The organism is Arthrobacter sp. ISL-28, assembly GCF_018613875.1.
In the GTDB taxonomy this organism is placed as follows: Bacteria; Actinomycetota; Actinomycetes; order Actinomycetales; family Micrococcaceae; genus Arthrobacter.
In genome coordinates this window covers 86,955-101,974 of record NZ_JAGGPJ010000002.1, presented here as the reverse complement: position 1 = coordinate 101,974, position 15,020 = coordinate 86,955, and the positions used below count along the sequence as shown (strand labels likewise).

Genomic DNA, 15,020 nt, shown 5'->3' with positions numbered 1-15,020 from the left:
CCGTGCAAACCCCAATACAGCAACGCCCCCGGTTCGCCGGCCCGCCCCTGAAACGCCTCGTCGGACGGGCCGGTTCCTGGGGCCTGACGCTCCTGGCTGTCCTCGGTGTCGCCTGCATTGCCAGCGTCATCGCCTCGGCCCTGTTCAGCATCAGCTTCGTGGTGTTTCGTACCGGCTCCATGGAACCCGCTTATCCGGTAGGTGCCCTGGCTGCGGTCCGGGACGTCCCGGCGTCGTCCCTGAAACCGGGCGACGTTGCGACAGTACAACGGACCGCCGCGTCCGTCCCGGTCACGCACCGCGTGGTCTCCGTTAAGCCCGACCCCGCCTCGGCGGGCGGCGCCGTCCTGATCCTGAAGGGCGACGCGAACAGCGCCGAGGATCCGGTTGAGTACCGGGTCCAGTCAGCACGGAAGATGCTTGTTGCCGTCCCGGCCGCCGGATCTGTGGTCATGGGGCTGCGCTCACCCACGGTGCTGGGGACCAGCAGCGTACTGCTGGCGGGATTGGTGGGCTGGGTCTTTTGGCCCCGCCGGCAGCAGGTAGCGCCCGACGCCGGCTGGCCGGCCGAGGATCAAGCGGCACCGGCAGGGGAGGTGCCTTGTGGGACGAGTACACTTCCGTAGCCCCGCGCTCGCGGCCGCTGTTCTGCTCCTGCTCTTATCAGGCGCTGGCACCGCCGCAGCAGCTGATCCGGTGCTGCCCCTGCCCGAAACCGGAGGGGAGGCCATGCTGCGGCTGACGTCTTCGGTCTATCCGCTGGACATACCGCACCTCGCCGCCGGGCAGTCCTTCAGCTGGCAGGTCGGCGTGGTGCTGGACGGCCCGGAGAACGCTTCGGCGACCGTCGAGGTCCAAGCGACGGGCTCCCTTGCTGCCGGGCCGGATGCCTACCGGATCACCGCCCGTTCCTGCCCCGTTCAATGGCAGGGCACAAGCGGAAAGGACGCCGCCATGAGCTGCCCCGCCGAAGAACGCCGGATCCTCGCCGCCGAAAGCTTCTCTGCCGCCGGCACCCTCAGCTATCCCCTCGGCAGCTTTACCGCCGCAGACGAACCCTGGGTGCTGTTCAGCCTGGAAGGCTCCCGCTCCGCCAGCCCTGACGCCGGAAGCTTGAAGTTCGGCATCGGTGTTGTGGCCGGTGGTGACGAGTCGTCCCATAATCCTCTCGCCCGAACCGGAGCCGAGCTCCTTGGCTACGTCGCGGCAGGTATTGCGCTCGTTGCCGCGGGCGCAGCCCTACTGCTGGCCCGCCGTCGGAGGTCCTTGTGAGAACCTCCGACGCACGGCTCCGTACCCTGGCGCCATTGGCCGCGCTCACCGTGGCGTCCATGGCGTTGCTGACCGCGACCTCAGGAACCCTTGCCGCCTGGACTGATGACGAGTACGTCAGTGCCGCAGCCGGCGTCATGGTGGCAGGCGACTGCACCACAACGACGCTCTTCCAGACAGAATCAGCAGGGCGGCAGCTGTCCGGATCCCTGGGCGGAGCGGAGTTGGACACTTTGGCAGCCGTCCAGGGTGTCCAGGTAGGAAACGCCAACGGCACCGTGACCGTGGCGCCGGGAACAGCCACCCAAGTGGACCCCGTGACGCACACCTCGGCCTTGGAGGCCGGCGCCCTCGGCATGCCATTGCTCTCCACGGCGGTGGGGCTGAACCAACCGGCAGGAAACGCCGGCGCCTACACCCAATGGGCGCAGGCAAAGGCGAGCGGCCAGGCCGCCGGAGCCGCAGGCCTGGTCAGCGACCAGTCGGGCGCCATTGACGGGACCGGAACCGCGGCAGGATCCACCACCGCGCCCACCGCAGCCAGCGTGAACCTGGAATCATTCGTCCCGTCATCAGAGGTGGCCGTGACCCTTGATGTGGGCGCTGTTGCCAGCTCAGCTGCAGTGGATGCGTGCACCCTGACCAACGGCTGGCCCACGCTCGACCCAAGCCCTGCAGTGGACCGACGCTACGGCATCGCCGGGCTCGGACTGAACCTGTCCGCGGGATTGATCCACACCATGACGGGCAGCGTTTCCGGGACGATTGATCGGGTCAGCCAGGAGCTTGCTGCAGCCGCCACCACCGGCTCCCTCAGGGCCGCCGTGAAAGCCGGCGTGACAGATCTGGTTTCGCAGTCAAGCGACGAGCTGGCCGCCGGATCCGTGACCACGGAGATCACCTTCGGCGCTCCCAACTTGTCCGCTGCGCGTCAGCTGCTCACAACACCGCTGACGGATGGCGTGGTGAGCATTGACCTGGTGAATGCCACGATCTCCTTTGACCTGGCCAAGCTCGCCTATGGGTCGGCTGGACTGAACGGGCTGCCTGCCAACACCCGGGTGGCCTTTGGTGCTGGGGCGGTTCAGAATCTTACCCAGCGGACCTCCGCGCTGCTGGAAGCCTGGGGCGAGGCGATCTCCGCCGAGATCGAGAAGGCGCTCGCGGCAACATCTTTCACGATGGATACAACGGTGGTGCTGCAGGCGGACGATCCCCTTCTCGGGAAAATCGATGTGACAGAAGTGTCACTTGGCTACGCCACGACAGTGGGAGCCTTCCTGCCCCAGACGCCACCCGCACCCCTGCCCGCGCCGACCGTGTCCACTAAAGTCCTGGGCCTCGGGCTTCCGGGACTGGAGGCTCTTCTTGAGCCCATCACCGCGGCCTTGGCTTCGGGAACGGGGGAAATCGTGGCCGGCGCCTTCGACGACACGCTGTTTGGTCCGGGCGCCCTGGTTCCTATGACTGCAGCGGCAATCCAGTCCGCTGTTCTCCCTGTAGTCGATGCAGCGGACTCGGCACTGTCGCCGCTGGCGGACACCCTGACCTTGACCGTCAACGTCCAGCCGGACCAGCCGGGGGCGCCGGTGAGTGCTGCTGTCGCTGGCAACGCGGCCGACGGGCAATACAAAGTTTCCGCGCTGCGGATCGCCGCCGTGGGCAGCACCGCCGAACTCTACCTCGCGACCGCCGCCGCCGGACCGGTAGTCTTCCAGCGCGGCGCCGGCTGACCTCAACCGGCTGCGCGGGGACTGGTGTGGATGCCCCCACTGGATTCAATCGGCGGCTGCCGGATTCTTCCGTGCCTGGAAGGTGAGGTCCAAACTCCAGTCTTGGAGAGCTGAGGGACCCAGCTGCCAAACGTACTCGTTCTTGAGCTTCGCGCCATCAGACCTGAAGGGGCCTGTGCGCAGCGGATAGAAGGCAACCGTGGGCAGGCCTGGTGTCAGGTGATGTGAGGATTGCGTTGTTGAAAGATGCGTTCGAGCCGAATTCCTTGAGCACGGCGTTGAGGTGGCGCATGCGCAGCACGTGCCCGCGGTCATGAATGTCGTATCGGATCCGCGGATTGACGTTCTCTTTTCGTACGATCGTGACGACGAGTTCTCCGCCCCCGTTTGTTTCCATGAGGTAGTCATAGGGGTTGAACTGGAAGATCATCGGCAGCACCGGACTCTGCCTGCTTGGTTAGCCGCGCCGACAGCGCAGGGTTGGCCGCGATGGCCTGCCGGAGCTCCACTGTGTAATCCGTCTCGATAGCCAGATTGATCCCAAGGTCGGAGGCCCCGTAGGAGCCGAAAGCGCTGTGGGCGTACTTTGTGATGTGCGCGCGCAAGTTCTCACTGATGCCCTCGCCGCCGAACGCCGCCACGATGTCGTAAGGCTTTCCAATCGATGCGGTCATCGTCGAACAATGCCTGACAGGCCCTCATCCTGCAACAGGACCCGGGCTACGAAAGAGGTAACGAGGGGTCAGTCTTCGGCGTGCTGGAGGAACTCCTCCAGTGCCAGCTGCAGCTTCACGCTGTCCCTGACGATCGCGTCGGCGGCCCGTGCCGCTGCGGCGATATCGCCGTCGCGCAGGTTTTGTTCCAGGAGGCGGCAGGACCGTTCCAACGCCAGCCCGCCGACCATGTGCGACCGGACCTTTAGGCTGAGCACGACGTCCATGGCGGCACGCATGTCACCAGCGCGAAGCGTGGACAGGAGTTGGTCCACCCTGCCGGGAAGCATCTTTAGGTACATGGCGGCATAGCTGATGGCGATGTCATTGCTTTCTAGGTCCTCGGCGAGGCGAAGCAGCCGGGAGACGGAGAAGACGGCTTCGTTGCCGTGAGATTCCATGGTCTCATTCCGTTCGATAGGGGTTTTGTAATGAGCCCCTTCGAATGTCTGGGACTCGGTCCGGTCTGCGGTTCAGCTTCCGGTCGTGCTCGCCATCCGAACTTGCGTACGGTCCACTGAAACTCCCACCGTCACGGTCAAATTCAGTTGCAGGAGAGAGGTTCTACGGGCGCGTAGACGGACTGCGGACCCGGCGGTCGGAAGAGGGGCGGCGAACGATGTGGGCCCAACCCCTGTAGTGGTAACCGTCGTAATGGTCCCTGAGGGGCAGCTGCCGGTGGATTCGTTCCATGTTGTGCTGCACGCTTCGATGGCGGCGGAGCCCGTGGTTGTTGTGGCTGTGAACGTCTCGCGGATGAGAGGGAGGGTTCCCGTGTTGACGACGCTGAAGTACTGGCGGTCCGTTCCTAATGCCGTGAAAGTCAGTGCCAGAGGGGCCGTACCGTAAGGCGCTGCCCCTCTGGTGGTCGCGACGGCTCCCCAGCTACCGCTGCTGACGGCTCTCGTCGCCGACGCGGCCTGGGCGGTACCGGCCGCGTCCGCTGTTGCCAGTGAGGTGCACAGCAGCAGAGCGGTGACCGCCACAGCGGCCCCCGCTCTGATGCTTGGGGAGTGCACACTCACTGGAACTAGCTTCCGGTGGTGGTGGCGGTGCGCTGGGTTTCGCCGAAGGTCCAGGTCAGGGAGGAGGACAGGCCCTGGATAGTGCCGGCAGGGGCGTCTCCGTTGACAGTGGTTTCCGCCTGGTCCGGCAGGGTCAGGGCGATCTGCAGTTTCAGTGTGGTGCCGGCCGCGTTGGTTCCGGCCTTGACCGATGCCGGGGTGGCGGTGAGTGTGCTCAATGCGGCGTTGTTGAGCAGGACGGTGGTGGTCCCGTCGCACGAGCCGGCTCCAGTTCCGGGGGTCCACGTTCCGTCGCACTGGGTGACCTTGACGCGGAGTCCCTTTGTGGCGTCTGTCGTGAGGAGCGTGGGCGTGGCGTCGGCCACAGCCAGGGTTAGGTCTTTGCCGTCGAGGCCGGCACCCTGGGTGAGGTTGACGTACCGGTTCACGACGTCCCCGGGGGCGAGATTGGAAACCGCCTGGCTGAAGCCGGTCCCGACGTTGACCATGGTCAGGCTCAGGATGCCGCTGCTGGCGTTCTGCGCCGTGGTGTTGGAGGCGGTGGCGTTCAGCGCGGCGTAGACGCCGCCGCCGGTGATGGCCAGGCCGGCAGCGCCGATGGCGAAGGCTGCGAGCAGGCGGCGGTTGGGGCGGGTGGCGGAACGGGTTTCCTGAGTAGACATTGGAGATCCTTACTTTGAGGTGTTGGAGAGGTGAGAGACCTTGGGAGACGGACTGGTTTGCCCGGAGACTGCTGATGGAGTGTCGAGGATCCAGCGGACGCTGACCCCTGTTACGGCCAGGCCGAACAAAGCGATGAAGATTGCCCGTTGGACCGGGTTTTGTGCCCAAAGGACCGCGTTGCCCACATACGGGACGACGGCGACGACCACCGGCACCTGGTCCTCGTTCAGCTTTGCCCGCCAGCGGTCCGGAGCAGGATTGGCGTCACCTTTCGTGGTGAGTACCGGGTGCGCCGGGTCGCCCGCCACGGCGGTGATGCGGTGGGCGTACTGGGCACTTTCGCCTGGCGGCGTGAACACGGCGACCTGCCCCGGTTCCAGCCCGCCCACGGCTACGGGGACGGTGATTAGAAGGTCGCCGGGGACAAAGGCTGGACGCATGCTGCCCGTTAGCACGGGGGAGAACCCGACGTGAAGCAACGGCGCTGCGACAACCGCTGCCAGGAAAAGGATCGTGACGCCCGTGCCGACGATCATGCCGAGTACCCGCCGGACTCCGGCAAACCGAACCCCGGCTGCTGTGGAGCCGGAGGCTGTACCTGAACTGACTGACGTGCCCATGCGGACGATTCCGTTTCTTGAGACCGATTATCCTGACACCCGCTACGATGCCGGAGCCGCCTCAGGAAACAGTCTGCTTCGAATCAATTCACGGTCAGCACTTGCTCAAGACTTGATCAAGGAGAATGATTGGGCCCCCGCTGGCTCCGCCAACCAGGGCACTGAGGAGAATGGGCCAGTCGGCAGGACTCGTGCTCAGGCCGTTTCGAAGGCCTCCCACTCGCGTGTCGAATAAGCAATGGGCGTTCTCGCAATCTCCTCAGCCGGGTGCAGTAGTGGCGGATGATCAACCAGCAACAGTTCTGGGACGACGAGGCCGCGAAACAGTACACACGCCCGGAGAGGGAATGTTCTCCCCCGAGGTATTGGCCCCCACGGTAGAGGTCCTGTCAAAGCTTGCGGGCGACGGGCCGGCCATTGAGTTCGCCATTGGCACGGGTCGTGTCGCCATCCCCCTCTCAGAGGCAGGGGTCCAGGTCAGCGGCATCGAACTGTCTCACGCGATGATCTCCCGTCTCCGTGAGAAGGTCGGAGAAGACCACATTCCCGTCGTTCAGGGCAACATGACTGAGGCAACGGCGGGCGACAACTTCTCGCTTGCATTCCTGGTGTTCAACACCATCGCCAACCTCTTGACACAGGACGAACAGGTCCGGTGTTTCCAGAACGCCGCCCGCCATCTTGCATCTGGCGGGCGCTTCGTCATTGAACTCTGGGTGCCACAACTGCGTTCGCTGCCACCCGGACACGGCGGCACAGTCGAGGTGAGTGACCCCGGGTATCTCCTGGTCGATACCTACGACGTGCTGCACCAGCACGTCATCTCGCACCACGTGCGATTCGGCCCAGAACTATCGGATGGCCGGGGGGCCCGGATCGGACGGACACCACACCGATATATCTGGCCCAGCGAGCTCGATCTCATGGCGCGGCTGGCCGGGTTTGAGCTGGAGTCCAGGTGGGCGGACTGGGACCGAAGGGAATTCTCCGCGGAATCTCGCAGTCATGTGTCGGTGTACCGGCTCACGCTGAGGGATCCCGATCGAGCCGCAGAAGACGAGCAGGCCAAATAGCGTTGCGAAAACCCAGCCAGATAAGTCTGCGATTCACACAAGATGGTTAGAAACCGCCTAGAAACCGCCAGCCACAAACAGCGGTCCCCCGGCCCAAAGGGCCGGGGGACCGTCCACTACGTTTGCGATGTCAGCAGCGCTAGTGCCGCCGGAAGGCATCCTTGATCTTTTCGCCGGCCTGCTTCAGGTCGGCCTTCATATGGCGTGCACGGCCTTCGGACCTGAGGCGCTCGTCGCCGCTGGCACGTCCGGCCGCTTCTTTACTCTTGCCATGGAGTTTCTCGGCGGCATTGTGGATCTTGTCACCCAAACCCATCGTGGACCTCCTTTTCCAAATGGCCAATGAGGCGGGACTGCCACTGCGGCCACGGCTTAATTTTACGGGCCGACTCCCGGAAAGGCGCGGGTCCTTGGCACCTCAGTTGCACGTGGGGCCAGTGGGAGAGACGGAAGTCACACCCAGCGGTTACACTCATTCTGGGCGCGACGGGGGGTCGCGCCTTAACTTTCGCGGCGTAGCCATTTTGACGCCGACGCCAGCTGCACAGGATGGTCTTCATGCCTCACACGCGCCGAGCCAGTTTCCACTCATCACTGACTCTGGCGGGCGTTGCCGCGCTGGTTGCTGCGGTGCTGATCCCTTCGCCTGTGTCCGCGGCCGACGATCCGCCGGCGCCACTGCCTGCAGTGCCGCCGGCGGCCTCGATTGCCCGGACCACGCCCGGGGCCCCAGCGCCGACGGACCAGTTCATCGTCAAGTTCAAGAACCCGGCTGCAGCCGTGCCCGCTGAACGCGCGAAGGCGTTTGGGCGGGCCGCGGCCAAGGTTGGCATGCAGGTCAAGGACGTCCGCGCCACGTCCGGCGGGGCACGCGTGCTGCGAGCCTCCAAGAAGCTCGGCGCCGCAGACGCCGGAAAGCTCCTCGCATCCCTGCGGGCTGACCCCGCCGTCGCCTCTGCCGAGGCGGACGCCATCATGCAGGCGAAGGCCGCCCCTCCCAACGATCCCCATGTCCCATTCCAGTGGAACCTCTTCCAGGAACCGGCGGGCCTGCGCGTGGCGGGGGCTTGGGGCGTCACCCGCGGCGCTGGCGAGGTCGTGGCGGTGGTGGACACCGGGATCACCAGCCATATCGACCTGAACGCGAACGTGCTGCCGGGCTACGACATGATTTCCGATCCCGCCGAGGCCCGCGACGGCGACAAGGTCCGCGATCCGGACCCCACGGATGAAGGGGACTGGGCATCCTCGGGCCAATGCGGAATAGGATCGCCGCCCTGGGATTCATCCTGGCACGGCACCCATGTTGCGGGCGTCATTGCGGCCGTCACCGGCAACGCTGAAGGCATCGCAGGAGTGGCCCCGCAGGCGAAAGTCCTGCCGGTACGGGCGTTGGGGCCCTGCGGGGGCTACACCTCCGACATCATGGACGCCGTTCTCTGGGCTGCCGGTGCCGCGGTGCGCGGAGTGCCAGCTAACCCCAACCCGGCCAGGGTCATCAACCTGAGCCTGGGCGGAGCAGAGCCCTGCTTGCGAGAATTCCAGCAGACCATCGACACCGTCAACAGCCTGGGAGCGGTGGTTGTGGTGGCGGCCGGAAACGAGAGCCAGCCGGCGTCCAACTCCAACCCGGCGAACTGCGAGGGCGTGATCAGCGTTGCGGCCAGCGGACGCACCGGCGCCCTGGCGCCGTATTCGAACTTCGGGCCGGCCGTGGATGTTACGGCCCCCGGAGGGGACATGGAAGCAAGCGCCCAGGACGGCATCCTGTCAACGTTGAATGATGGAGCGACCTTCGCTGAGACGGAGGCGTACTACTTCGCGCAGGGCACGTCCATGGCCGCTCCGCACGTTGCAGGAGCAGCCGCACTGCTCATGGCCAAAATGGGTTCGGCGGCAACGCCCGCCGCCGTCGAGGCCCGGCTCAAAGCCACGGCGCGTCCCATGCCCGGCGGCTGCCAGCTGGGCTGCGGCGCCGGCCTCGTCGATGCAGCCGCCGCCGTGCTCCCGGACCGCTCCCACATCACCATGATCGTGGCAGCTGGCGACTTGAACTCCGACCGGAAACCCGATGTGCTCGCGCGTGATACCGCCGGGGTGCTGTGGCTTTATCCGGGCAATGGCCGCGGAGGCCTGCTGACCCGGATCATGGTGGGCGGGGGCTGGAACGGGATGACCGCCGTCGTGGGTCCCGGTGACATGAACCGTGACGGAAAGGCCGATGTGCTGGCGCGGGACACCGGCGGGACGCTGTGGATGTATCCCGGCAACGGTGGCGGCCGCCTGCTGACCCGGGTCATGGTGGGCGGGGGCTGGAACGTGATGACCGCCGTCGTGGGTCCCGGCGACATGAACGGTGACGGAAAGGCCGATGTGCTGGCCCGCGACTTCGACGGCACGCTGTGGCTGTACCCGGGCAGCGGCAGCAACGGGTTGCTGCGGCGGGTGCAGGCAGGCGCCGGCTGGAACGTGATGACGGCGATGGTGGGTCCCGGCGACATGAACGGCGACAGGAAAACTGACGTTCTGGCGCGAGACAGCCGCGGGAACCTGTGGCTCTACCCCGGGAATGGCGGCGGCGGTTTGCTGCGAGCGAAGCAGGCAGGTGTGGGCTGGAACGGCATGACAGCCATCGTCGGACGCGGTGACTTCAACGGGGATTTGAGGAACGACCTCTTGGCGGTGGACACCGCCGGTATCCTCTGGCTCTTCAGGGGCAACGGGACCGGCGGCTGGCTGGGCAAGCAGCAGGCAGGAACAGGCTGGAACTGACCGGAGTCGGACTCGGTCGGGGCCAGTGGCCTCGGCCGGCCCGGGGCCAGGCCTAGAGCTCAATCCTTCGCGCCGTGAGACTCAGTCCGCGGCGCGGACCACGCGGTTCCGGCCTTGGGCCTTCGCCTGGTAGAGCGCAGCGTCGGCGGCCGCTATCGTCTTCCCCAGATCAGCTGTGCCGGTGCCTGTCACCGCGATGCCAAAGCTTGCCGTGGGAAGCCGCGGGATGTCCGGTGAATCCATGATTTTCAGGCGGAGCCCGATTTCCTTGGCGATTGCCTCGGCCAGGTCCGGGCTGGCTCCCGGCAGGAGAATGACGAACTCTTCGCCGCCGTAGCGGGCGACAATGTCGGTGGAACGGACGCAACCGGTGCATGCTGCCGCAAATGCCTGGAGCGCCGAATCACCGGCCGAGTGGCCATGCTCGTCGTTGACCGCCTTGAAATGGTCAAGGTCGGCCAGTATCAGGGAAGCGGAACGCCCGGAACGCTCTATCCGGCGCAGTTCATCACCGGCCAGTTCCAGGAATCCTGACCGGTTCAGCAGTCCGGTGAGCCCGTCCCGGCTGGCGCGCAGGCTGAGGTCCTTGGTCAGCTGCTCGGTGCTCATGGCAGCCATGCCGAAGGACACGAACATCAGGAGCGCCATCGTGACGAGGGTGGTGACCTCGGACCCGAAGAATGTCAGGAACGTGGGCCCTCTGGGGCCGTCGACCAGGAAGACAAGCCACCTGCCGAAGTAGAACAGTGCAAGGAGACCCGATGCCGCGGTAAGCGGTCCCTGCACATGGGAGTAATCCGGCGGCAGGGCCCTCATCTCCGCGTAGGAGAAGGAAAACATCACGCACATCATGGCAAGAAAAACCGGCCCGCCTGACCAGTCGTTGACGGCCGGGTTGTCCAAGGCGGACGCGACGGCGGTGAGTGCCGGTGCGGCGAGGAGCTGCCAGGTATTGATGGGTTGTTGCCGCAGGGAGCGTGCCGCAGCCCACACACCGACGGAACCTGCGACCAACAGGGAATTGGCGAGCGGGTTCGCCCAGACCTGATGCGGTGTCCCGTCCAGAAGGTAGCCGGCTGCTCCCGTGAGGAACAGGACAAGGGCAGCGCACCACCACCCGCTGTAGGCCGAGCGGGTGGATCGGTACGTCACGGCGTAGAAAAGGACAAACAGGGTCAGCGCGACTACCGCGAACGCGACACGCAAAGTCCCTACGTCAAGCACCACTCGATCGGCTCCCCAGTCTGTGTCCCCCAGGCTGTTTCCCCTAAGTATGGCACCGGCAGGGTTCCAGGACCGGATCATTTGGCCGTCCTCCCGGGCCATTTGGCTCCTATGAAGCGTCCTGTCGGCGAGGGTGTTGAAGCGTAAACGAACGTGCAGATCTGCATGGTGCGGTTTTCCAACCGACCGGAAATGCCGCGGACACACAGCAGGGACTATTTCGAAACGCTGCAGAAAACTTCATCGGGCAGGCTGGGTCTGTGGAACCGGATCGATGAAAGGAGCCTGTGATGGCTGCAGATGAGGAGCTCGAAGTGCGTTCATGCGTGGAGCTCAACGTGGGGGACGACATCGAGGCCTGGCACCGGGGGCGACTCGTCCACAGGGGGACAGTGAGCAGCACGTTCGAGCAGATTGACCTGTTCTGGATCATCGATGCCCGGACCGGCGCGCGGAGACTGCTGGATCTTGAGCAGCTCAGCGTCAGGCGCGTGCCGGCAGGGAAGCCGGGTGGCGCCGTCGGGCAGTCGTCTGCCGCCGGGCAGCTGAAACCTGCCGCCGTCGGGAAAACGGAACCCGCCGTCGGGATGCCGGCTGACGTCGTCGGGAAAACCGAACGTGCCGCCGTCGGGATGCCGAAGCCTGCCCCAAGTTTGAGGCACATCGTCTTCGTGGAGGCGCCGACGCCCGTCAGGTGAGGTTGCTGAAGCGCTCGGCCTGGGTCTTGCTTCCCTGGACGATCACCTGGTCCTCCTCATAAAGGACGGTCTGGGCCGTGGTGTGTCCCCAGGTGCCGCCCGGGCGCTTGACGGCGACGATCGTGATCCCGTACTTGTCCCGCAGCCCTAGCACGCCGAGCGGCCGGTCCTGTGCTTCCGCCGGCGGGCTGGTGCGGATCATGACGAAATCGTCCTCGAACTCCACGTAGTCGAGCAGGGAGCCGCGGACCAGGTGCGCCACGCGTTTGCCCATGTCGTGCTCGGGCCGGATCACGTGGTCAACGCCGAGCTGGTTCAGGATCTCGGCATGGGGATCGCTGATGGCCTTGGCCCAGATCTGCGGCTTGTGGAACTTGAGGAGGCGCGACGTCGTCAGGATGCTGGCCTCGATGTCCGTGCCGATGCCCACCACGGCGCGGTCGAACTCGTGGACCGAGAGCTGGCGCAGCACCTCCTCCTTGGTGGAGTCCGCGCGCACCACGTGGGTCAGGCGGCCGTTGTAGGACTGCACGGTCTCCTCGCTCGAGTCGATGCCGAGCACTTCGGTGCCCTGAGCCTCAAGTTCCAGCGCGAGCGCGCCGCCGAAACGGCCCAGGCCGATGACGACGACGGAGTCCGCCTGCTCTGGATGGTCGGTGGACCGGGTGAAGATGTTCTTAGCCAATGAGGGGCCTTTCCTTCGGGTATTCGTAGAGGATCGGGCGTTCCCGCAAGGCCAGGGCAACACCCAGCGTCGCCGGGCCAAGGCGCCCGACGAACATCAGCAGGATCAGGACGAGCTGCCCTGCGGGCGGCAGCGACGCCGTGATCCCGGTGGAAAGCCCCACCGTGGCGAACGCCGACACGACCTCGAACAGGATCCGTTCCTGGCCGAAATCGGTGATGAGCATCAGGAACATGGTGGAGCCCACCACGAGCGCGATGCCCAGCAGCACCACCGTGATGGCCTGGCGGTGCACGGCGCGTGACAGCTGCTTGCCAAAGATGTTGACGGCCGTTCCGCCTCTCAGCTCGGTGGCGAGGATGAAGAACAGCACAGCGACCGTGGTGATTTTCAGGCCGCCGGTGGTGCTTGCCGGGCCGCCGCCGATGAACATCAAGATGTCCATGCCCAGCCAGGACACGGGATGCATCTGGCCGATGTCGATGCTGTTGAAGCCGGCCGTGCGGGTGGTTACCGACTGGAAGAAGCCCGCAAGGACGCGCTCGCCGGGTTTGAGCCCTCCCAGCGTCGCCGGGTTGGACCACTCGACGGCGGTCAGGAAGGCAGAGCCGATGACCAGCAGGACGGTGGTGCCCGTCAGGACCAGCTTGGTGTTCATGCTCCAGTGGATCGGCCGGTGGTACTGCCGGCGAAGTTCGAACAGCACCGGGAACCCGAGGCCGCCGGTGATCACGGCGGCGGCGATGGGCAGGCAGATCCAGGGGTCGCCCGCGAACCCGATCAGGTTATCCGAGTGCAGGGCGAAGCCGGCGTTGTTGAAGGACGACACCGAGTGGAAGATGCCGTGCCAGAGGCCGCGGTCGGGGGAGTACCCGTAGGCCGTCACGTAGCGTGCTGCCAGGAACCCGGCTGTCAGCGTCTCGACGATCAGGGTGACGGCAAGGACGCCCAGCAGCACCCGGCGGACTTCACCGAGGCCGGTCGCTTTGGATTCCGCGGCCCCCGAGATGCGGGAACGGAGGCCCAGCCTGCGGGCCAGGAGTACGCCCAGCAGTGTGCCGAATGACATCATCCCGAACCCGCCGATCTGGATCAGGGCCAGGATCACCACCTTGCCGAACCCGCTCCAGTACACGGGGGTGTCAACGGTGGCCAGCCCCGTCACGCACACCGAGGACGTCGACGTGAACAGCGCCTCCAGGAACGGTGCGCCCTCCGGACCGTTCCGGGATATCGGCAGCATCAGGAGCAGGGTTCCCACTGCAATGGCGGCCGCGAATCCGAGGACGATCACCTGGGCCGGATGCTGCGGCGCCAGGACGTTCAGGATCCGCGGGAAGGCCTTCGACGGCCGAAAGCCCCGGCCTGTCCTGCCGGAACCCGTCCCGCCGGAGCCCGTGCCGGAAGCGGCCCTGCCGGAACCCGTCCTGCCGGAGCCCGCCCTGCCGGAAGCGGCCCTGCCGGAACCCGTGAACCGCGCTTTGGAACCGGGAACGTCGTCCATACGCGTCACGCTACCACCGAGCCCCAACGCTCCCTCACATCCTGCCGTCGTTGGCTTGATGCTCCCTCACATCCTGCCGTCGTTGGCTTGATGCTCCCTCACATCCTGCCGTCGTTGGCTTGACGCTCCTGCGGTTCCCGCCGTCGTTCTCGGTTTCAGAAGTGGTCTTCACGGAATGTCCTGATTCTGGAACCAACGAGCCGGTGTCAGAGTGTAAATCAAGGACAAAAGTCCCTACGCCAACTGCACGCAGCTCCCCAAAGTGGCGCAACGCTAATCAAAGCTGCGCTTAACTGACCAATTTCGAAGGCTTGCCGGTGTAGGCGAGAAACGGGGTTTTGAAGCGTTATTTAGTGCAGGGCCAGCCGTTCCGCATTGTTGGTCATGCGTTCAAGGACACTCACGGCCATGGCATACTCATCCACGCCGATGCCTGCCGTTAGCTCACGGCGGCTGGCTTCAACCATCCTGGACGCCTCGGTGTGCAGGGCCCAGCCGGCGTCGGTGAGGGTGAGTCGGCCGTCCAGCAGGAACACAAGTTCCCGCCGAACTAGGGCGGCCATGTCCTTCTGCTGCGCGGCACCGCCATTGGCTGGGGTGAACGGGCGCAGGACGTCCGCCAGTTCGACGGGTGTCACGGGGCCGGAGCTCAACATATTGAGGACCCGCCACTGTCTTCTGCTCAGGCGGAGGCGCGCGAGGGTGGAATCAAGGTGTGTCTCCAGTGCCGCATCCAGCCGTTTGACCCAGTATCCGATAGGCCTGTTCACCATGCCATGGTCGCAGGGGCCGACAGCCTGGGCAAGATGCCCGGCAACCTCAACACTCCCGCATTTCCGCGGTCGTTCCCTCAACGCTCCCGCACATTTCGCCGTCGTTCCCTCAACGCTCCTGCAAATGGGTCTGTTCACCGGAGCGCCACCGCACCGGTGGGCCGACGTTTCCTCGCGCTGGGCAATGTGGTGCGGCACGCCGTCGTCCATTCCCTATCCCGAGCATTGGGGGGCGGGATGTGACGGAGGGTGTGGGTTTGGGGGG

Annotated in this window: 15 protein-coding genes and 1 pseudogene; 6 read left to right on the top strand and 10 right to left on the bottom strand. The window is 65.5% G+C overall.

Features of this window, described 5'->3' with window-relative positions; translation table 11 throughout:
- Window positions 1-2 precede the first annotated feature (2 nt).
- From J7E80_RS01240 to J7E80_RS01230, 3 genes are read left to right on the top strand one after another with little or no spacing between them, the layout of a single operon-like run.
- Window positions 3-626, top strand: coding sequence for a signal peptidase I (locus tag J7E80_RS01240; RefSeq protein ID WP_311380732.1), 624 nt, complete (start codon window positions 3-5; stop codon window positions 624-626).
- Window positions 604-1,272, top strand: a complete 669-nt coding sequence (locus J7E80_RS01235; RefSeq protein ID WP_215049659.1) for an LPXTG cell wall anchor domain-containing protein — start codon at window positions 604-606, stop codon at window positions 1,270-1,272. The genes J7E80_RS01240 and J7E80_RS01235 overlap by 23 nt, the downstream gene beginning before the upstream one ends.
- Window positions 1,269-3,005 carry a choice-of-anchor G family protein gene (locus J7E80_RS01230; protein WP_215049658.1) on the top strand — a complete coding sequence of 579 codons (1,737 nt, stop codon included), beginning with the start codon at window positions 1,269-1,271 and terminating at the stop codon, window positions 3,003-3,005. Before J7E80_RS01235 ends, J7E80_RS01230 begins: the two co-directional genes overlap by 4 nt.
- A 157-nt stretch (window positions 3,006-3,162) precedes the next feature.
- On the opposite strand, the gene J7E80_RS23555 is transcribed toward J7E80_RS01230, so the two are convergent.
- The 5 genes from J7E80_RS23555 to J7E80_RS01210 form a co-directional block, all read right to left on the bottom strand.
- Window positions 3,163-3,402 carry a hypothetical protein gene (locus tag J7E80_RS23555; RefSeq protein ID WP_251036292.1) on the bottom strand — a complete coding sequence of 80 codons (240 nt, stop codon included), beginning with the start codon at window positions 3,400-3,402 and terminating at the stop codon, window positions 3,163-3,165.
- Window positions 3,403-3,409: 7 nt separating this feature from the next.
- Window positions 3,410-3,679, bottom strand: a complete 270-nt coding sequence (locus tag J7E80_RS23550; protein WP_251036291.1) for a hypothetical protein — start codon at window positions 3,677-3,679, stop codon at window positions 3,410-3,412.
- Between the two features lie 68 nt (window positions 3,680-3,747).
- Complete coding sequence (locus tag J7E80_RS01220) at window positions 3,748-4,119, bottom strand: hypothetical protein (protein ID WP_215049657.1); 372 nt, start codon at window positions 4,117-4,119, stop codon at window positions 3,748-3,750.
- Window positions 4,120-4,748: 629 nt separating this feature from the next.
- Window positions 4,749-5,405, bottom strand: a complete 657-nt coding sequence (locus J7E80_RS01215; RefSeq protein ID WP_215049656.1) for a M73 family metallopeptidase — start codon at window positions 5,403-5,405, stop codon at window positions 4,749-4,751.
- 9 nt (window positions 5,406-5,414) lie between these two features.
- Complete coding sequence (locus tag J7E80_RS01210; RefSeq protein WP_215049655.1) at window positions 5,415-6,026, bottom strand: signal peptidase I; 612 nt, start codon at window positions 6,024-6,026, stop codon at window positions 5,415-5,417.
- Between the two features lie 282 nt (window positions 6,027-6,308).
- Between J7E80_RS01210 and J7E80_RS01205 the strand changes: the two are divergent.
- Window positions 6,309-7,099 (top strand): annotated as a pseudogene (locus tag J7E80_RS01205) (methyltransferase domain-containing protein).
- A gap of 139 nt (window positions 7,100-7,238) precedes the next feature.
- Here the strand turns inward: J7E80_RS01205 and J7E80_RS01200 are convergent.
- Window positions 7,239-7,415, bottom strand: coding sequence for a CsbD family protein (locus tag J7E80_RS01200; RefSeq protein ID WP_215049654.1), 177 nt, complete (start codon window positions 7,413-7,415; stop codon window positions 7,239-7,241).
- Between the two features lie 242 nt (window positions 7,416-7,657).
- On the opposite strand from J7E80_RS01200, the gene J7E80_RS01195 reads away from it, so the two are divergent.
- Window positions 7,658-9,871 (top strand): S8 family serine peptidase, encoded by a 2,214-nt coding sequence (locus tag J7E80_RS01195; RefSeq protein WP_215049653.1) that lies wholly within the window; start codon window positions 7,658-7,660, stop codon window positions 9,869-9,871.
- Between the two features lie 81 nt (window positions 9,872-9,952).
- Here the strand turns inward: J7E80_RS01195 and J7E80_RS01190 are convergent, their stop codons facing one another.
- Window positions 9,953-11,197 (bottom strand): diguanylate cyclase, encoded by a 1,245-nt coding sequence (locus J7E80_RS01190; RefSeq protein ID WP_251036290.1) that lies wholly within the window; start codon window positions 11,195-11,197, stop codon window positions 9,953-9,955.
- A gap of 188 nt (window positions 11,198-11,385) precedes the next feature.
- Here J7E80_RS01190 and J7E80_RS01185 point away from each other — a divergent pair, with 188 nt between their 5' ends.
- Window positions 11,386-11,793: a hypothetical protein gene (locus tag J7E80_RS01185; protein ID WP_215049652.1), complete on the top strand. Its 408-nt coding sequence runs from the start codon at window positions 11,386-11,388 to the stop codon at window positions 11,791-11,793.
- On the opposite strand, the gene J7E80_RS01180 is transcribed toward J7E80_RS01185, so the two are convergent.
- The 3 genes from J7E80_RS01180 to J7E80_RS01170 form a co-directional block, all read right to left on the bottom strand.
- Entirely contained in the window at window positions 11,786-12,478 is a 693-nt protein-coding gene (locus J7E80_RS01180; RefSeq protein WP_215049651.1) for a TrkA family potassium uptake protein, read from the bottom strand. The two genes, J7E80_RS01185 and J7E80_RS01180, sit on opposite strands and share 8 nt — an antisense overlap.
- The gene (locus J7E80_RS01175; RefSeq protein ID WP_251036289.1) at window positions 12,471-13,982 is read right to left on the bottom strand and encodes a TrkH family potassium uptake protein; all 1,512 of its coding nucleotides are present in this window, start codon (window positions 13,980-13,982) and stop codon (window positions 12,471-12,473) included. The genes J7E80_RS01180 and J7E80_RS01175 overlap by 8 nt, the downstream gene beginning before the upstream one ends.
- 350 nt (window positions 13,983-14,332) lie before the next feature.
- On the bottom strand, window positions 14,333-14,755 hold the full coding sequence (locus J7E80_RS01170) for a MarR family winged helix-turn-helix transcriptional regulator (protein WP_251036288.1): 423 nt from the start codon (window positions 14,753-14,755) through the stop codon (window positions 14,333-14,335).
- Window positions 14,756-15,020: the final 265 nt, after the last annotated feature.

Bases quoted from the DNA above. Each gene is read 5' to 3' on its own strand.
- J7E80_RS23555 (WP_251036292.1), bottom strand. From the start codon at position 3,402: ATGGAAACAAACGGGGGCGGAGAACTCGTCGTCACGATCGTACGAAAA.
- J7E80_RS23550 (WP_251036291.1), bottom strand. From the start codon at position 3,679: ATGACCGCATCGATTGGAAAGCCTTACGACATCGTGGCGGCGTTCGGC.
- J7E80_RS01220 (WP_215049657.1), bottom strand. From the start codon at position 4,119: ATGGAATCTCACGGCAACGAAGCCGTCTTCTCCGTCTCCCGGCTGCTT.
- J7E80_RS01215 (WP_215049656.1), bottom strand. From the start codon at position 5,405: ATGTCTACTCAGGAAACCCGTTCCGCCACCCGCCCCAACCGCCGCCTG.
- J7E80_RS01210 (WP_215049655.1), bottom strand. From the start codon at position 6,026: ATGGGCACGTCAGTCAGTTCAGGTACAGCCTCCGGCTCCACAGCAGCC.
- J7E80_RS01200 (WP_215049654.1), bottom strand. From the start codon at position 7,415: ATGGGTTTGGGTGACAAGATCCACAATGCCGCCGAGAAACTCCATGGC.
- J7E80_RS01195 (WP_215049653.1), top strand. From the start codon at position 7,658: ATGCCTCACACGCGCCGAGCCAGTTTCCACTCATCACTGACTCTGGCG.
- J7E80_RS01190 (WP_251036290.1), bottom strand. From the start codon at position 11,197: ATGGCCCGGGAGGACGGCCAAATGATCCGGTCCTGGAACCCTGCCGGT.
- J7E80_RS01185 (WP_215049652.1), top strand. From the start codon at position 11,386: ATGGCTGCAGATGAGGAGCTCGAAGTGCGTTCATGCGTGGAGCTCAAC.
- J7E80_RS01175 (WP_251036289.1), bottom strand. From the start codon at position 13,982: ATGGACGACGTTCCCGGTTCCAAAGCGCGGTTCACGGGTTCCGGCAGG.
- J7E80_RS01170 (WP_251036288.1), bottom strand. From the start codon at position 14,755: ATGGTGAACAGGCCTATCGGATACTGGGTCAAACGGCTGGATGCGGCA.